General features: G+C 50.6%; 13 protein-coding genes and 1 tRNA gene. 2 read left to right on the top strand and 12 right to left on the bottom strand.

The features are described from left to right. Positions 1-62: 62 nt before the first annotated feature. The 6 genes from ACTNDI_RS01375 to ACTNDI_RS01400 all read right to left on the bottom strand — a co-directional run bounded on the left by ACTNDI_RS01375 (position 63) and on the right by ACTNDI_RS01400 (position 4,694). Positions 63-431: an ACT domain-containing protein gene (locus ACTNDI_RS01375; RefSeq protein WP_441098973.1), complete on the bottom strand. Its 369-nt coding sequence runs from the start codon at positions 429-431 to the stop codon at positions 63-65. Positions 432-496: 65 nt separating this feature from the next. Beyond that, a complete protein-coding gene (locus ACTNDI_RS01380; protein WP_441098974.1) occupies positions 497-1,357 on the bottom strand; it encodes a patatin-like phospholipase family protein in 861 nt (286 codons plus the stop codon). Between the two features lie 112 nt (positions 1,358-1,469). Then, positions 1,470-1,796, bottom strand: coding sequence for a hypothetical protein (locus ACTNDI_RS01385; protein WP_441098975.1), 327 nt, complete (start codon positions 1,794-1,796; stop codon positions 1,470-1,472). 74 nt (positions 1,797-1,870) lie between these two features. Further along, a tRNA-Leu gene (locus ACTNDI_RS01390) sits at positions 1,871-1,954 on the bottom strand. Between the two features lie 130 nt (positions 1,955-2,084). Then, on the bottom strand, positions 2,085-3,362 hold the full coding sequence (locus tag ACTNDI_RS01395; protein ID WP_441098976.1) for a diaminopimelate decarboxylase: 1,278 nt from the start codon (positions 3,360-3,362) through the stop codon (positions 2,085-2,087). 363 nt (positions 3,363-3,725) lie between these two features. Next, positions 3,726-4,694: a hypothetical protein gene (locus ACTNDI_RS01400; RefSeq protein WP_441098977.1), complete on the bottom strand. Its 969-nt coding sequence runs from the start codon at positions 4,692-4,694 to the stop codon at positions 3,726-3,728. Between the two features lie 368 nt (positions 4,695-5,062). On the opposite strand from ACTNDI_RS01400, the gene ACTNDI_RS01405 reads away from it, so the two are divergent. Then, positions 5,063-6,151, top strand: coding sequence for a glycerol dehydrogenase (locus ACTNDI_RS01405; RefSeq protein ID WP_441098978.1), 1,089 nt, complete (start codon positions 5,063-5,065; stop codon positions 6,149-6,151). A gap of 159 nt (positions 6,152-6,310) precedes the next feature. Next, positions 6,311-7,414: a chorismate synthase gene (aroC, locus tag ACTNDI_RS01410; RefSeq protein WP_441098979.1), complete on the top strand. Its 1,104-nt coding sequence runs from the start codon at positions 6,311-6,313 to the stop codon at positions 7,412-7,414. A 330-nt stretch (positions 7,415-7,744) separates the two neighbouring features. Here the strand turns inward: aroC and rplT are convergent, their stop codons facing one another. The 6 genes from rplT to ACTNDI_RS01440 all read right to left on the bottom strand — a co-directional run bounded on the left by rplT (position 7,745) and on the right by ACTNDI_RS01440 (position 14,238). Further along, positions 7,745-8,098 (bottom strand): 50S ribosomal protein L20, encoded by a 354-nt coding sequence (gene rplT / locus ACTNDI_RS01415; RefSeq protein WP_441098980.1) that lies wholly within the window; start codon positions 8,096-8,098, stop codon positions 7,745-7,747. Between the two features lie 142 nt (positions 8,099-8,240). Continuing rightward, entirely contained in the window at positions 8,241-8,438 is a 198-nt protein-coding gene (gene rpmI / locus ACTNDI_RS01420) for a 50S ribosomal protein L35 (protein ID WP_441098981.1), read from the bottom strand. A gap of 21 nt (positions 8,439-8,459) precedes the next feature. Next, positions 8,460-8,957, bottom strand: coding sequence for a translation initiation factor IF-3 (gene infC, locus ACTNDI_RS01425; protein WP_441099142.1), 498 nt, complete (start codon positions 8,955-8,957; stop codon positions 8,460-8,462). A gap of 416 nt (positions 8,958-9,373) precedes the next feature. Continuing rightward, entirely contained in the window at positions 9,374-10,312 is a 939-nt protein-coding gene (locus tag ACTNDI_RS01430) for a hypothetical protein (RefSeq protein ID WP_441098982.1), read from the bottom strand. A gap of 216 nt (positions 10,313-10,528) precedes the next feature. Further along, the gene (locus tag ACTNDI_RS01435; protein ID WP_441098983.1) at positions 10,529-13,318 is read right to left on the bottom strand and encodes an ATP-dependent DNA helicase; all 2,790 of its coding nucleotides are present in this window, start codon (positions 13,316-13,318) and stop codon (positions 10,529-10,531) included. A gap of 86 nt (positions 13,319-13,404) precedes the next feature. Next, positions 13,405-14,238, bottom strand: coding sequence for a P-loop NTPase (locus ACTNDI_RS01440; protein WP_441098984.1), 834 nt, complete (start codon positions 14,236-14,238; stop codon positions 13,405-13,407). Positions 14,239-14,294: the final 56 nt, after the last annotated feature.

Genomic DNA, 14,294 nt, shown 5'->3' on the forward strand with positions numbered 1-14,294 from the left:
AGCAACAGCCGGAATCATCTTGAAATTGCGGTAACAGGTGCCGGAGGAGTCTGTTTTTAACGTTACGGGTCAATATGGTAGCCGGCATTTTCCAGCGCGTGGAGCGCTTTCTCGATGTTCTGCTTCTTGACCATGATATAATCTGTATTATAGGTAGAGACTACGAAAATACTGATGCTGTTCTCTGCGAGTATTTCCGAGATCTTTGCAAGGATGCCGATCTGATTAAAATCAAGCTGTCCCTCGATTCTCATAGCCTTCCATCCGTAGTCGACATCGGTGGCGTTTTCCGGGATATATCTGGTCAGACAGACCAGGGAATTCTCTTCATCAGTACGCTCCATGAAGCAGAAATTTTTTTCCAGGTTTGTCTCACTGAAATCCTTTACCTTGCAGACGGAAAATTCCTCGTCTATTACCTTGATATTCATATCATCCTCCGAAACATATATGATATAGTTTACAACAAACTGTCAGTTGAAACAGATACCGGTTATCAACGGGTCAGAAACTCACCCAGACGATCCTTTTCATTCCGGTAGTCCTCAATTCCGAGATCATAGAGGCGGCGGTTTTCTTCCGGATCCATCGCGTAGGTACTCATCTCAAGATGCCTGCTCGGCGCGAATACAAAAGCCTTCCCCTCCTTCTCGAGCTCAAAGACTCTGCGGAAACGCTGCATATAGCTGATGTGCCTGTTGTTCAGCGCTTCCACGATTTTTGGATATTTCATAATACGCAGAGAGTAGAATAACCGCATATGTTCTGGCTTTTTCTGAAAATCCCTGGGTTTTGAGAGAATGACAACGATCTTGTCACAGCCGCCCTGACGCAGAGCATGGTCGACAGGAATCGGGTCGGAGACGCCGCCGTCAAAATACGGAGTACCGTTGATAAAGCGGGGTCTGCATGCGGCAGGCAGGGCACAGGATGCCTTGATAATTTCATAATTGTCCTGGGACATCTGCTTCCCGGAAAAATAGGCCGGAACACCGGTGAGTGCATTGGTAGCGACGACTTCATATTCGGCCGGATTCGCTGCAAGCTTCGGATAATCGAGGGGATCGTCGCCGTCGTGGTTTGTCATTGTGCTGTATATAAAGTCCAACCCGAAGAGATCGCCTGTTTTCAGAAAACTGTTAAATCCAAAATATTCTTTTCGCTTCAGATGTTCGGTGTAATAGCGAAGATTTCTCTCCCGCTGGCCTGCCAGAAAGGAGGCACAGTTCGCCGATCCGGCGGATACGCCGATCACATAATCGAAGCAGATCTCATCGTCCAGAAATTTATCCAGAACGCCGGCGCTGTATGCGCATTTCATACCTCCGCCTTCGACTACAAGTCCGATTTTGCTCATTTTTTTCCTCTTTCTGCTGGAAACGCAGCTGTAAGTGAAATAGTCCCTGCGGATGAAGCCACAGGTTCAGGTGAAATAGTCCCTGCGGATGAAGCCACAGGTTCAAGTGAGATCAGATGCAAAGCCCGATCACTGCGAGAACCAGAAAACAAACCATGAGACCAGCTGATACAATCAGAAGAATTCTCACCGGCAGCGCGTTATCGCAGTAACCGAGCTGAAGAGAATTGATCAGAATGATTCCCGCCAGAGAGGAAATCACAGAGGTGGCTCCTACTGCCCCGAACACAATTCTGGGTATCCGGGTATGGTCGATAAAAAAACCGAAAACAACGCCGATCAGTATCGCGGCTGCGATAATCAGTCCGACAAAAATTTTCTCAAGGTGGTAGAATTCGTCCGTATCATACATATTTTCTCGGTTCTCCAGACTCATCATGATTGTTTTATACTTCCTCGTTTTCCATGAAAATACCCGAAAATCCGATACGACAGATTTCCGGGTAAGTAATATGCCGGTGGTGGGACTCGAACCCACACGCCATTGCTGACAACAGATTTTGAGTCTGTCTCGTCTACCGATTCCGACACACCGGCGTTTGTCAGAAAATAAAACAGAGTGCCTTTTTCGGGCACTCTGTTAGTGTAGCATATCAGGTATTTAAAATCAATGCAAAGTTCACAGCTCGTCGCTGACACACAATGCCCGCCTGCGGGGTATGGCGGTTTACTGCTCTCCGAACATTTTGCGGTATTCCGGGGTGAAATCCAGAGTGGCAAAATAATCCTTTGGCGTTTCAGGACGACGAATCATCTCGTAGCTGCCATCAGCCTTCAGAAGGATTTCCGCAGACCAGAGTTTTCCGTTGTAGTTGTATCCCATGGAGAAACCATGTGCTCCTGTGTCGTGTATATACAGAATGTCGCCCTTCTTGATTTCCGGGAGCATGCGGTCGATTGCAAATTTGTCGTTATTCTCGCAGAGCGAACCCACGATATCGTATTTGTGATCGCATTCCGCGTTTTCCTTGCCCATCACTGTGATGTGATGGTACGCGCCGTACATGGCAGGGCGCATCAGGTTGACTGCGCAGGCGTCCACACCGATATATTCCTTGTAGATGTGCTTTTCGTGAATCGCGCGGGTGACAAGGGCTCCATAGGGACCCATCATGAAACGGCCCATTTCGGTGAAGATCTTGACATCGCCCATTCCTGCCGGTACGAGGATCTTGTCGTAGACTTTGTGCACACCTTCGCCGATGACATGGATGTCGTTCGGCTCTTCCCATGGCTTGTAAGGGATGCCGACACCGCCGGACAGATTAATGAATCCGATGTGCGCGCCGGTTACGTTCTGAAGCTTTACGGCGAGATTGAACAGGACTTCGGCAAGCTTCGGATAATACTCGTTTGTGACTGTATTGCTTGCGAGAAAAGCATGGATGCCGAATTCCTCGACGCCCTTCTCCTTCAGAATACGGAATGCCTGAAAGAGCTGGTCTGTCGTCATACCATACTTGGAATCCCCGGGATTGTCCATGATTCCATTGGAAAGCTCGAACAGCCCGCCGGGATTGTAGCGGCAGCAGATCCGTTTCGGGACATATCCCAGTGCTTCCTCGATATCCGCAATGCTGGTGAAGTCGTCCAGGTTGATGATGGCATGGATGTCATTCGCCTTCTTGTATTCCGAAAGCGGAGTGTCGTTTGAGGAGAACATGATATGGTCTCCGTCAAACCCCATTGCCTCGGAAAGCATCAGTTCGGTCATAGAGGAACAGTCGCAGCCACAGTCGTACTCTTTCAAAATTTTGATGAGTGCGGGTGTCGGGGTTGCTTTAACGGCAAAATATTCTCGGAAGCCGGGATTCCAGGCAAATGCTTCCTTCACCGCCTGTGCGTTTTTACGGATTCCTTTTTCGTCGTAAATATGAAAAGGAGTCGGTACATCGCGAATGATCTCTTCAAGTTTCTCCTTTGTGACAAAAGGCGTTTTCTTCATGGGTAGATCTCCTTATAATGACTCCGGCAAACAGATCGGAGGTGAACTTATACAGTATGCGGAGCCCCATTCACGGGACACCAGGTTTCCTGTACCATTAAAACATACTCTGATTAAAAAGTAAAACACTTTGTGACTTTACAAAGCTAAAATGTACTGTATAAGCTCTTCGAAAACGCATACAGGATCGTCACGCGCGAAGCGTGTGTAAGAGGCTGTATGCGATTTCGAAGGCAACAGGTATGAGCAAGAAGTGACGCGCAAGCGGCACGGAAGTGCTCATACCTGTGGGATTGCGGGAGTGCGGAGCACGGAGCAATCCGTAGCTTATACAGTTTGTGGCACGACTTATCATATAAGGGTTTATTGGATATGTTTATGATTATAAAGGTGATCCTGACAGTATTCGTAGTTTCCGTTGCATTTGGAACAGAACCGGAATTCGAGATTCGGGTCATCGAGTTCTGTTCGTCCGCACACGGCACAGCGGTGAATTGGCCGTCGGCCGCTGTTCGGATTGCCCTGGCCGGCGCCGAAGGTGCTGCGGTCAATTTTGTCTCCTCTGTTTGCGCTGTTTCCGTAAGGGGAGCTGTTCTGCCCGCTATTATAGGGAGAACTGTTCCGGCCGGTGTTGTAGCCGTTCATGTAGCGGCGGAAATTTCTCCGCGTCTGCCGCTGGCTTCTGCTCATGCCCTGCGTTCCATGTGTGAGGAAGAAGAAAATAATCGTGCTGGCGAGTGAGCAGACAATCATGATGATCCTCGGAAGACGCATTGACGCGGGGGAACTGATGACGTCATAGATCAGATAAATGATGTCAACGATGGCCAGGTATTTGATCCGGATCGGTATGATGAACATAAACAGCATCTTCTGATCGGGAAAGGTCAGGGCGAATCCGAGGAAGATGGACAGACTGACATAGTACGTGGAGAACATCATTCCATAATCCACACCGGTGATGGCGTACAGGACGAATGCGCCGATGACGGTCATGATCAGACCGAAGAAAATGTATACGTCATAGAGAAAATCGCCCCAGGTCCGCTCCAGGAGCGTTCCGAGCTGATAGTAACAGATCAGCATGATGATGGTCCAGATATTCAGAGATGACGGGGGAATCAGCCACCAGGATACGAGACGCCACACCTGCCCCTTCAGAATAAGAGATGGTGAAAGCGTCAGATAGTTAAAGACCGTTCCATATTCCGGATTCATGAGTGCCATGAAGTAGAGAATATATCCTGCTACATAGGTCATAATGATGTAAATGGTCAGATGATGGATTGCATACTTTCCGATTTTTCGTTCCAGTTTGTGTAAAAAATCCATGGATCCTGTCCTTTCTTTCCCGTATTAAGACGGATGTCAGGTGAAACAGAATATCCTGTCATCCGGTGATACGATATTGCCGACTCTCTTGTTAATTTCTACAATTATAAGGGGCAGCCGAAGGGTTGTCAACGTCGCACAATGCCGCAGCCCTGCGTTGGTTGTCTGCAATATTTGACGCATCTTTCTCGTATTCTTCGTTGATAACAATTTAACAAAATGACATAATATGGAATTGTAATCCCGGTTGGATGAAGGCGGATAGTAGGACTTTTCAGGCCGGGGTTAGGACAGAACATCGGAATCACAGAGGATTCCGGAACGGTCTCAGAGAATTATACAAGACAGATTCCATAAAGGAGGATACTATGGCTAGATTACGTTTAATGAGAGCACCGCTAAAGTATGTTCAGGGAAAGGATTCGCTGCTTCATTTCTATGATCAGCTGCAGGATCTCGGATCAAAATGGCTTTTTATCTGTTCACACAGCGGATATAAGAATTGTCATGATAAAATCGAGAAGAGTTTTGAGGGAACAGATAACGTCCGTCATTATGAAGTATTCAGCGGTATCTCCAGTATCGGTGAGATTGAAAAGATGCGGAAGATTGTCCGTGAGGAAGGCATCGATACGGTAGTCGGTGTAGGCGGAGGATCGGCAATTGATACCGCCAAGGCAACCGCATATTATGAGAAGATCCATGACGTCTCCTGCCCCACTGTCTGCGCGACAGATGCTCCCTGCACAGGACTTTCTGTTATTTACAACGATGATCATTCGTTTAACAGCTATCTCTTCTATCCGAAAAACCCGGATGCCGTAATTGTCGACAGTGCGGTTATCGCAAACGCGCCGACCCGTTTTCTGATTGCGGGCATTGGTGATGCGCTCGGTACATATTTCGAGGGAAGAGCCTGCGTTCGTACCGATGCGCCGAGCCTTGAAAATGGTGGAATTACCCGTTCTGCCATGGCGCTCTGTGAGCTTTGCTACAAGACACTGCGTGACTACAGCGCAGCAGCAATTCGCGCGTGTGAGAATCATGTGGTAACACCCGCACTGGATGCGATCATTGAGGCAAATACCTATCTCTCAGGAGTTGGTGCGGACAATGCCGGGCTGGCAGCTGCGCATTCCTTCTACAATGGGTACACAGGTCTCGAGAATCATCCGGCGCAGCATGGATTATGTGTTGCATTCGGTACTCTGGTTCAGCTGCAGCTTGAGGGCGCTCCCCGTGAAGAGTTCGATGAAGTGCAGAACTTCTGCCGTGAGACGGGGCTTCCGGTTACGCTTGCAGAGCTCGGTGTAACTACGGATGAACAGGTCAGAAAGATTGCAGAGCTGGCTTGCGTTGAAGGGGAATCCATTCACAACATGGTTGCGGATGTTACAGCGGAGCAGCTTTATGACGCAATCCTGGCTGCAGATGCACTTGGAAAAGAACTGCAATAAGGAATAAAGCGGTTCGTTTCCGGTTCGTGTGTGGAGCGGTGAAGGAGGTGCGGGGGATTGAAAGGACAGCTCCCCTGTGCTAAAGTGATTTATATCGGAGGCGGATGGACTGTTTCGCGGCCATCCGCCTCACGTTTTTACCAATCGGGAGAGAAAAGCATGGCGGGATCAACTTTTGGAACAATCTTTCGCGTCACTACCTGGGGAGAGTCGCACGGCAAGGGAGTCGGCGTTGTCGTGGACGGATGTCCGGCGGGGCTTCCTCTTAAAGAGGAGGATATACAGCCCTTTATGGACCGGAGGAAACCCGGCCAGAGCCGGTATACAACGAAGCGTGCGGAATCCGACAAAATTGAAATTTTATCCGGCACCTTTGAGGGGATGACCACAGGAACGCCGATTTCGATGATGGTACATAACACCGATCAACACTCGGGGGATTACAGCAGTATCATGGATAAATACCGCCCCGGACATGCGGATTACGGATTTGACAGTAAGTATGGCATACGGGACTATAGGGGCGGCGGGCGGTCCTCAGGCCGGGAAACCATCGGAAGGGTTGCCGCGGGAGCAATCGCTTCTCTTCTGCTCAAACAGCTGGGAATCACGATCACTACCTATGTCAGACAAATCGGGCCGATACCGATCCGGAGTTTTGATGAGAAGGAGATTATGAACAACAAGCTGTATATGCCGGATGCTTCCGCGGCCGCAATGGCGTCCGCATACCTGGAAAAATGTATGTCGGAGAAGAATTCGTCCGGCGCGATGATAGAATGCGTTGTGAAGGGAATGCCGGCGGGAGTCGGGGAACCGGTCTTTGACAAGCTGGATGCGGATCTGGCGAAGGCAATCATGTCGATCGGAACGATAAAGGGAGTGGAAATCGGCGACGGCTTTGGTGTTGTAGAGGCAACCGGTGCGGAGAACAATGATGACTTTACCATCGATGAGAACGGCAGAATCACGAAACAGACCAATCATGCCGGCGGAATCCTGGGAGGCATCAGCGACGGATCGGATATTGTGATCCGGTGCGCGAGCAAGCCAACTCCTTCTATCGCAAGACCGCAGCAAACAGTCAGCCGGGACGGGAAAAAGGTTGAGATTGAGATACACGGCAGACATGATCCGATTGTGGCACCGAGAGCGGTTGTGGTTGTCGAAGCGATGACAGCCATTACGATTGCAGATAAGCTTCTTACTGGAATGGGCAGCCGGATCGAAAATGTGCGCCGGATATGGATGCCTGAGCGCTGAGAAAATTTCCCTGGTTTTTAGCCGTGTTCTCGTTCTCGCGTTATTTCCACGGTACCATGTTCGTTCATATCTGTCGCCACCACAAATGTTCTTGCCCACTGGTGAGCAGGCAGGTCGTGTGCCAGGAATAGCGTGGCTGGAATTATTTGGCAGATATAGCAGAACCCCGGCTGGAAACCAGCCGGGGTTCTGCTATATAATATATGATTGCCGTGTCCCTTCTTCTCCGGGACGGCATGTGACGGCTGCGAAAGCTGAAAAGCAACTCTGGCAGCTGTCTTCATACATATTCATACATATTGCGACGCCCCGTCTGCGGGGCATGGAAGCTTACTGAGCGCTCTTTGCAAGCTCGGCGAGCTTGGTGAAGCCTTCCTTATCGGTAACCGCCATGTCAGCCAGTACCTTGCGGTTCAGATCTACGCCTGATTTCTTCAGTCCGTACATGAACTTGCTGTAGGAAAGTCCGTTCAGTCTTGCTGCGGCATTGATACGCGCGATCCACAGCTGACGGAACTGACGCTTTCTCTGCTTGCGTCCCGCGTAGGAAGAGGTCAGCGCGCGCATAACGGACTGCTTTGCGACACGATACTGTTTGCTTCTGGCTCCTCTGTAGCCCTTAGCCAGCTTTAATACTCTGTTATGTTTTTTCTTAGCGTTTAAACCGCCTTTAATTCTTGCCATTTTCGATTATCCTCCTTAACCAAATGAACCAAAATGAATCAGATTCGATGGAATCTGTCGTATATCGGCAGAATGTACTGTCTGCCTCTCGTCTGCCCTCCGAAACTTTAGATCTCGGAAAATTTCTGCGATGGAAGCCACATTACATGTAAGGCAGGCATCTCTTCATCTGACGAACGTTTGTCGCATCCAGAACGGCTGCTTTTCTCAGATTTCTTTTTCTCTTTGTGGTCTTCTTGGTCAGGATGTGGCTCTTGTAAGCCTTATGTCTTACAATCTTTCCGGTTCCTGTAACTTCAAAACGTTTTGCTGCTGCACGGCGTGTTTTCATCTTTGGCATTTCTAAAATCCTCCTTGTGTGTTATTTCCTTTTCTGTCCCAGCACGATGCTCATGTTGCGGCCTTCGATCTTGGCCGGCTTCTCGAGAACAGCAATATCCTCCACCTGTTTCGCAAAGTTGTCCAGAACAGGCCTGCTTGCGTTCATGTGAGCCATCTCACGGCCTCTGAAACGGATGGTGACCTTTACCTTGTCGCCTTTTGTAAGGAACTTGCGGGCTGCACCAACCTTGGTGTTCAGATCGTTTGCGTCGATATTCGGGGACATACGAATCTCCTTGATATCTACAATATGCTGTTTTTTGCGGGCTTCCTTCTCGCGGCGTGCCTGCTCATAACGGTATTTGCCGTAATCTACAATCTTACATACCGGCGGCTTTGCCATTGGGGCTACCTTTACCAGATCCAGTCCTGCGTCCTGAGCTTTCTGAAAAGCCTCTCTAGAGGACATGATGCCTAACTGCTCCCCGTTTTCACCGATCAGACGAACCTCGCGGTCGCGGATCTGCTCGTTGATCATCGCTTCGTTATTAATTTCCTTACCCTCCTTCATGAGATCCTACCGTTCAACTCCGGAAAAGAAAAAAGTGAATAACCAGACGGCTATCCACTCTATACGCTGAGAAAAACATCGGACTGCTCACAATCCTGCTTTCTCGTACGATATAAACCTGAGACACGCCTCCGTGATCAGGTGAGAGTGGAAGCTCTTCTTTCTTTTCAACTTCACTACCATACCATGATCATGAGGCGATGTCAATATTTATTTGCAGGATTCTTCAAAACCAATTTTCCAAAACCATTCTTCAAAACCGGAATCCTTCGAAAAATGGCGCCACTCCTGCGGGGCATGACGGTTTCCTGTCCATGCAGCATGTATGAATGCCGGACCTTTGAAACCGGCTGTCATCGGTAACACAGGCGATGGGTATTCTGTTACTGTGCCTCGGAGGCAGATGAGACCGCGTTGCTGTCAGCGCTTTCTGCGGAGGTCTGTGCCTTCAGGTAGCCGAGACTGTTCAGCTTGTCGTAAATTGCCTGCGCGATCTCCTGGTGACCGGCGTCATCAAAGGCCGGCTGATCGAGAATGTCTGAGGTCAGCGCGAGGTAATGATCGCCGAAAGCGTCCGTCATGGCCTGATCGTAGGAGGCAGTGTCGACTTCGTTGTACGGATACATGCCGACAACGACGTAGTCGTTTTTCTGTGTGTACGTATCAAGGATCTTCTGAATCTGCTCGGCAAGCTCGTTCGGATCATTGTTCCATCCGCCGTAATAGCCCATGCAGATCACCGGAATGGCGTCAAGATCATCGCGGTCCTTCTTATACTGGCTGAGATCATCGCGCACGATGTATTCGGTCGCGTCCAGTTCTGCTCCGTTCGCGTTGTTCTGATGCGCGGTGATGTAGGTATTGATGTCATTGTCGCTTACGCCGGCAAGTGCCATCTGTGAAAGGGTTCCGGAGTTGTCCCAGGTGTTGTTTTCTACCGTGTAATTGGTGTAACCGTTCTTCTCAAGCAGCTGTGACAGATAATCCGGATAGCTGGTATCTGTAGAACCGTCTTCATCCAGAATATCTCCGCGGATACTGATCATGGTCTTTGCCGCAGGCGTCGGTGTCGGCGTCGCGGTTGCTTTCGCGACGACACTAGATCCGGTGCTGGATGACGATACGGAGGATTCTCTGACCGATTCGGCCGGAGCCACAGAGGAATCTGATTTCACGGCTTCTGCCGAGGCATCTGCCTGTGATGCGCGATACGTGGAGGCCTCCTGCTGGACCCGTACGATCCGGAATCCGATGTAACCGGCTACGCCGATTGTGAGCAGAAGGCTGATTACAAATAATACGAAACGTCCCTTTTTACCCAATTTTTTCACACTCCCTTATTAAATTCTGAAACGGATATCGGTTCCGCTGCAATTCAAGGCGCAGAAGAACAAGCCTATGATAACACAATCATTCCGGATTTTTCAATATATACCCGTCAGGAAAGCGCATGTCTTCGACCGGGTGCCCTGCTGTTCCCGCACAGCGGAAAATAGTCCGGGATCATGGTTTTTCCTGCGCGGGAGAAACGCAGATGATCAGCGCATATCCAGAGAGCGCCAGAAGGTTTCAACCTTTTCTCCCGCGGTCCTGAGGGTGACTCTCTGTACATCGCTCCATTCGCGCGGAAAAAGCCTGCGGTACTCTTCCGTCAGAAACCGGTCATCGAGAAGCGCGATGATTCCGCAGTCACGGGTGGTCCGGATGACGCGCCCGGCGGCCTGGAGAACCTTGTTCATTCCGGGATAACGGTAAGCAATATCAAAGCCGGCTTCCCTCTGCGTGCCGTCACGCTTCCGGTCGTAGTATTGCCGGAGCAGCTCTCTCTCTGTCCCGATCTGAGGAAGACCGGTTCCTACAATTATCGCGCCGATCAGCTGCTCTCCCGTGAGGTCGATTCCCTCAGAGAAGATTCCACCCAAAACGCAGAACCCGAGCAGCGTTCCGCTCCGCTGCTCCGCGAATTTTATCAGAAACTCCTCGCGCTCCTGTTCGGACATCTGCGGGGTCTGGCTGACGCAGGAGACGCCGGTTCCGTCCGTGCCGGAATTATTTCTGTCCCCTTCGCCACCTGCGCACGAAGCAGGTTCATCTCCGATATCTGCAAATGATGTCATATAGATCTCACGAACTTCGGTCATCATCTGATAGGAAGGGAAAAAGATCATATAATTGCCGGCTTTTTTCTCGGTGATGATCCGAATGTAGGAGGCGATGCGTACATACTCATCGTGACCTCTTCGCCGGTACCGGCTGCTGACATCGGACCCTGCGAGGATCAGGCGCTTTCGGCGGTCAAAAGGAGAAGGTATGTATACGGCATAGGTGTCATCCCTGGTGGTCAGAAGATTTCGGTAATAATTGACCGGGATCATCGTCGCAGAAAAAAAGACGGCTGAGCGGCCTCTGTCCAGGCAGCGCTGCAGGTTCGAAGCCGGATTCACGCACAGGAGCTTCAGATGCAGATCCTTCGGGGCAGTGACCTCGTCATAGATCAGATAATTTTCGTCTGTCAGATCCGCGATATTGAGAAAGGCGTATATCTGAAAATAAAACTCCAGAGTATCCTTTCTTGGGCCGTCCTCGCGAAGATCCTCGAGGAGATCCTCGAGTTTTCCGGTCAGATTTATCAGCTGATTGAGAAAATCCCCCGGAAGGGAGAGAATCTCGAGATTTTCACAGGATTTTTGATATTTGAGAAGTGTTCTGATACAGGAGGACAGGCTGCGGACAGACTGCTTCAGCTTTAACGGGAGATCCTCGGAGACGCCCTTCCCGGCGGGCATAGAGGGAAGGGTATCCGCGAAATCCTTCAATTTCTTTCGCATTCCCCGGAAATCGCTCAGAAAAAGACCGGCGCTGAACATTTCTCTTCCGCGTTCTACCAGGTTGTGAGCTTCATCAATCAGAAACAGATATTCGCCTTTCCGGCTCCCGTCGCCGAAGAAGCGTTTCAGTCTGGCGTTCGGGTCGAAGACGTAGTTGTAATCACAGATCACAGCATCTGCAAAAAGTGCCAGGTCCAGCTGAAATTCGTGGGGGCAGACTGACCATTTTTCTGCCTGCCTCTCTATGTCGGAGCGCCTGTATTCCGTTTCCCTGGTCAGCATCTCAAAAATCGCGTCATTGACGCGGTCAAAGTGCCCTCTTGCGCGGGGACAGATCTCGGGTCTGCAGTCCGGCTCGTCAAGGACACAGATTTTTTCCTTCGCCGTAAGAGTCAGGGATTTGATGCGGAGACCACCGGCCTTCAGCTGCGAAAATGCATCTTCTGCGACAGTCCGGGTGATGGTCTTGGCTGTCAGATAGAAGATTTTGTCGGCAAGATGTTCTCCCAGTGCATGGACCGCGGGAAAAACCGAGGATATGGTCTTACCGATTCCGGTCGGTGCCTGAACAAAGAGCTCTTTTTTTCGGAGAATGGTGCGGTAGATATCTACAGCAAGCTCACGTTGGCCAGGGCGGTATGTGTAGGGAAATTCCAGACCGTGGATGGAACCATTTCGTTCACTTTCCCATGAGACCTGAAAATCTGCCCATCTGTAATATCGTGAGAGAAGATCCTGAAACCAGTCTGCAAGATCCTGGATGGTGTATGCAAAAAGAAACTGACGGAGTTTGTCCGTTTCCAGCCGGACATAAGACATGCACACGTAGAGAACAGGCTGGGCGGAGAGATCGCGGGACTCTGGAAATAATTCCGGGTGATGAAGCGCATACAGGAAGGCATAGCATTTTGCCTGTGCCAGATGTACCGGCACAGGCTGGGTCAGATGTGCGGGATCCTGCGAGATTCCCTTGATTTCCTCAACGATAGTGATCGGTTTTGCGCCTGTCCTGGGCTTGCGCCTGTACCGGCGAGCAGCCGCTTGCGCAGATCCTCCCTGTCCTGTCTCGGCCTGGGTCGCAAGGTCCTGCGCTGCGGCAGACGAAGGGCTGTCATTTTGCACTGCCCCGGATGTCAGGATTGACGCGTCGCTTTCTCTGCCGCAGAACTCAGCTCCCTGGAAATCTGCCCATCCGGAACCGTGATAGATACCATCCGCGCGGCCCTCCACGATGAGGGTGAATTTTTCGTACTCCCTCTGATAGGACAGGGGGACCTCCGCCTGATAACCGCTCCGGCGCTGCTTCTGCAGTCTGCGGTGAATCCTGCTTCCCTCCTGCATGGCTTCGCGGTCAGCAAAGCCCTCTCGTGCACCTTGAAGGTCTCCGCTTCGAAGAAGGAATTCCACGAGATTACGCACGGAGATCCGAAGAACTTTTTTCTCCGGGACGGTTTTCTCTTTCTGTTCGGTTGTGCTGTTTTCCCTGCTTTTCTGTTTCATCTGCCGTGGATTCCATTCACAAACTTCAGCAATTCTGTTCAAAGACGGGTTTCATTATTTATCGTTTAAGGTACGCTCTGAAACGCTCAGGCCTTCTTCCCTGCGCTGCGCAGAGCAACGGCAGCTTCATCGATGCTGGTATTGTTCACAGCGGCAAAATCGCCTGCGTCTGATGCCTTTGCGTATTCCGGGTTCATCGGTATCTTTCCGAGAACCGGTACGCCGAGCTCCTTCGCGATCTCATCAATGTGGCTTTCGCCGAACGGGTAGATCTTTTCTCCGCAGTGCGGGCAGTTCATATAGCTGTAGTTCTCGACGATGCCCAGAACCGGTATGTTCATCATTTTGGCCATGTTGTATGCCTTTGTGACAATCATGCGCACGAGATCCTGGGGAGAGGTCACGATGATGACGCCGTCAACGGGAAGTGACTGGAATACGGTGAGCGGCACATCGCCGGTCCCCGGAGGCATATCCACGAACAGGTAGTCGAGCTGGCCCCAGATCACATCGGTATAGAATTGTTTTACAACTCCCGCAATGACCGGACCTCTCCAGATCACCGGATCCTCCTCATTGGGGAGAAGAAGGTTTGTGGACATGATTTCGATGCCGTTCGCGGCCATCTTCGGATAGATGCCGTTGCCGTCTGATTCGGCACTTCCCTTGATTCCGTACATTTTCGGGATGGAAGGGCCGGTGATGTCTGCGTCGAGAATGCCTGTGCTGAATCCCTGCAGCGTCATCGCGTTTGCGAGGGATGCGGTCACCATAGATTTCCCGACACCGCCCTTCCCACTGACTACGCCGATGATGTGGTCGATGTTGGAAAATGCGTTTTCCTCAATGTGGAAATCCGGCTTCTGCTCATCCCCGGAGGGCCGGGCGGATTCTGTGGATTTTACGTTTTCTTCTGCCATACTAATCTCCTTTTTTTATATTGTTTCGGTTACTATCGGGACTCCGATGCAGCTAT

The sequence above is a fragment of the Bilifractor sp. HCP3S3_D3 genome, assembly GCF_052063915.1.
Taxonomy (GTDB): Bacteria; Bacillota; Clostridia; order Lachnospirales; family Lachnospiraceae; genus Bilifractor.

Excerpts from the sequence above, each read along its gene's own strand:
- ACTNDI_RS01375 (WP_441098973.1), bottom strand. The coding sequence starts at position 431 with ATGAATATCAAGGTAATAGACGAGGAATTTTCCGTCTGCAAGGTAAAG.
- ACTNDI_RS01380 (WP_441098974.1), bottom strand. The coding sequence starts at position 1,357 with ATGAGCAAAATCGGACTTGTAGTCGAAGGCGGAGGTATGAAATGCGCA.
- ACTNDI_RS01385 (WP_441098975.1), bottom strand. The coding sequence starts at position 1,796 with ATGATGAGTCTGGAGAACCGAGAAAATATGTATGATACGGACGAATTC.
- ACTNDI_RS01395 (WP_441098976.1), bottom strand. The coding sequence starts at position 3,362 with ATGAAGAAAACGCCTTTTGTCACAAAGGAGAAACTTGAAGAGATCATT.
- ACTNDI_RS01400 (WP_441098977.1), bottom strand. The coding sequence starts at position 4,694 with ATGGATTTTTTACACAAACTGGAACGAAAAATCGGAAAGTATGCAATC.
- ACTNDI_RS01405 (WP_441098978.1), top strand. The coding sequence starts at position 5,063 with ATGGCTAGATTACGTTTAATGAGAGCACCGCTAAAGTATGTTCAGGGA.
- aroC (WP_441098979.1), top strand. The coding sequence starts at position 6,311 with ATGGCGGGATCAACTTTTGGAACAATCTTTCGCGTCACTACCTGGGGA.
- rplT (WP_441098980.1), bottom strand. The coding sequence starts at position 8,098 with ATGGCAAGAATTAAAGGCGGTTTAAACGCTAAGAAAAAACATAACAGA.
- rpmI (WP_441098981.1), bottom strand. The coding sequence starts at position 8,438 with ATGCCAAAGATGAAAACACGCCGTGCAGCAGCAAAACGTTTTGAAGTT.
- infC (WP_441099142.1), bottom strand. The coding sequence starts at position 8,957 with ATGATCAACGAGCAGATCCGCGACCGCGAGGTTCGTCTGATCGGTGAA.
- ACTNDI_RS01435 (WP_441098983.1), bottom strand. The coding sequence starts at position 13,318 with ATGAAACAGAAAAGCAGGGAAAACAGCACAACCGAACAGAAAGAGAAA.
- ACTNDI_RS01440 (WP_441098984.1), bottom strand. The coding sequence starts at position 14,238 with ATGGCAGAAGAAAACGTAAAATCCACAGAATCCGCCCGGCCCTCCGGG.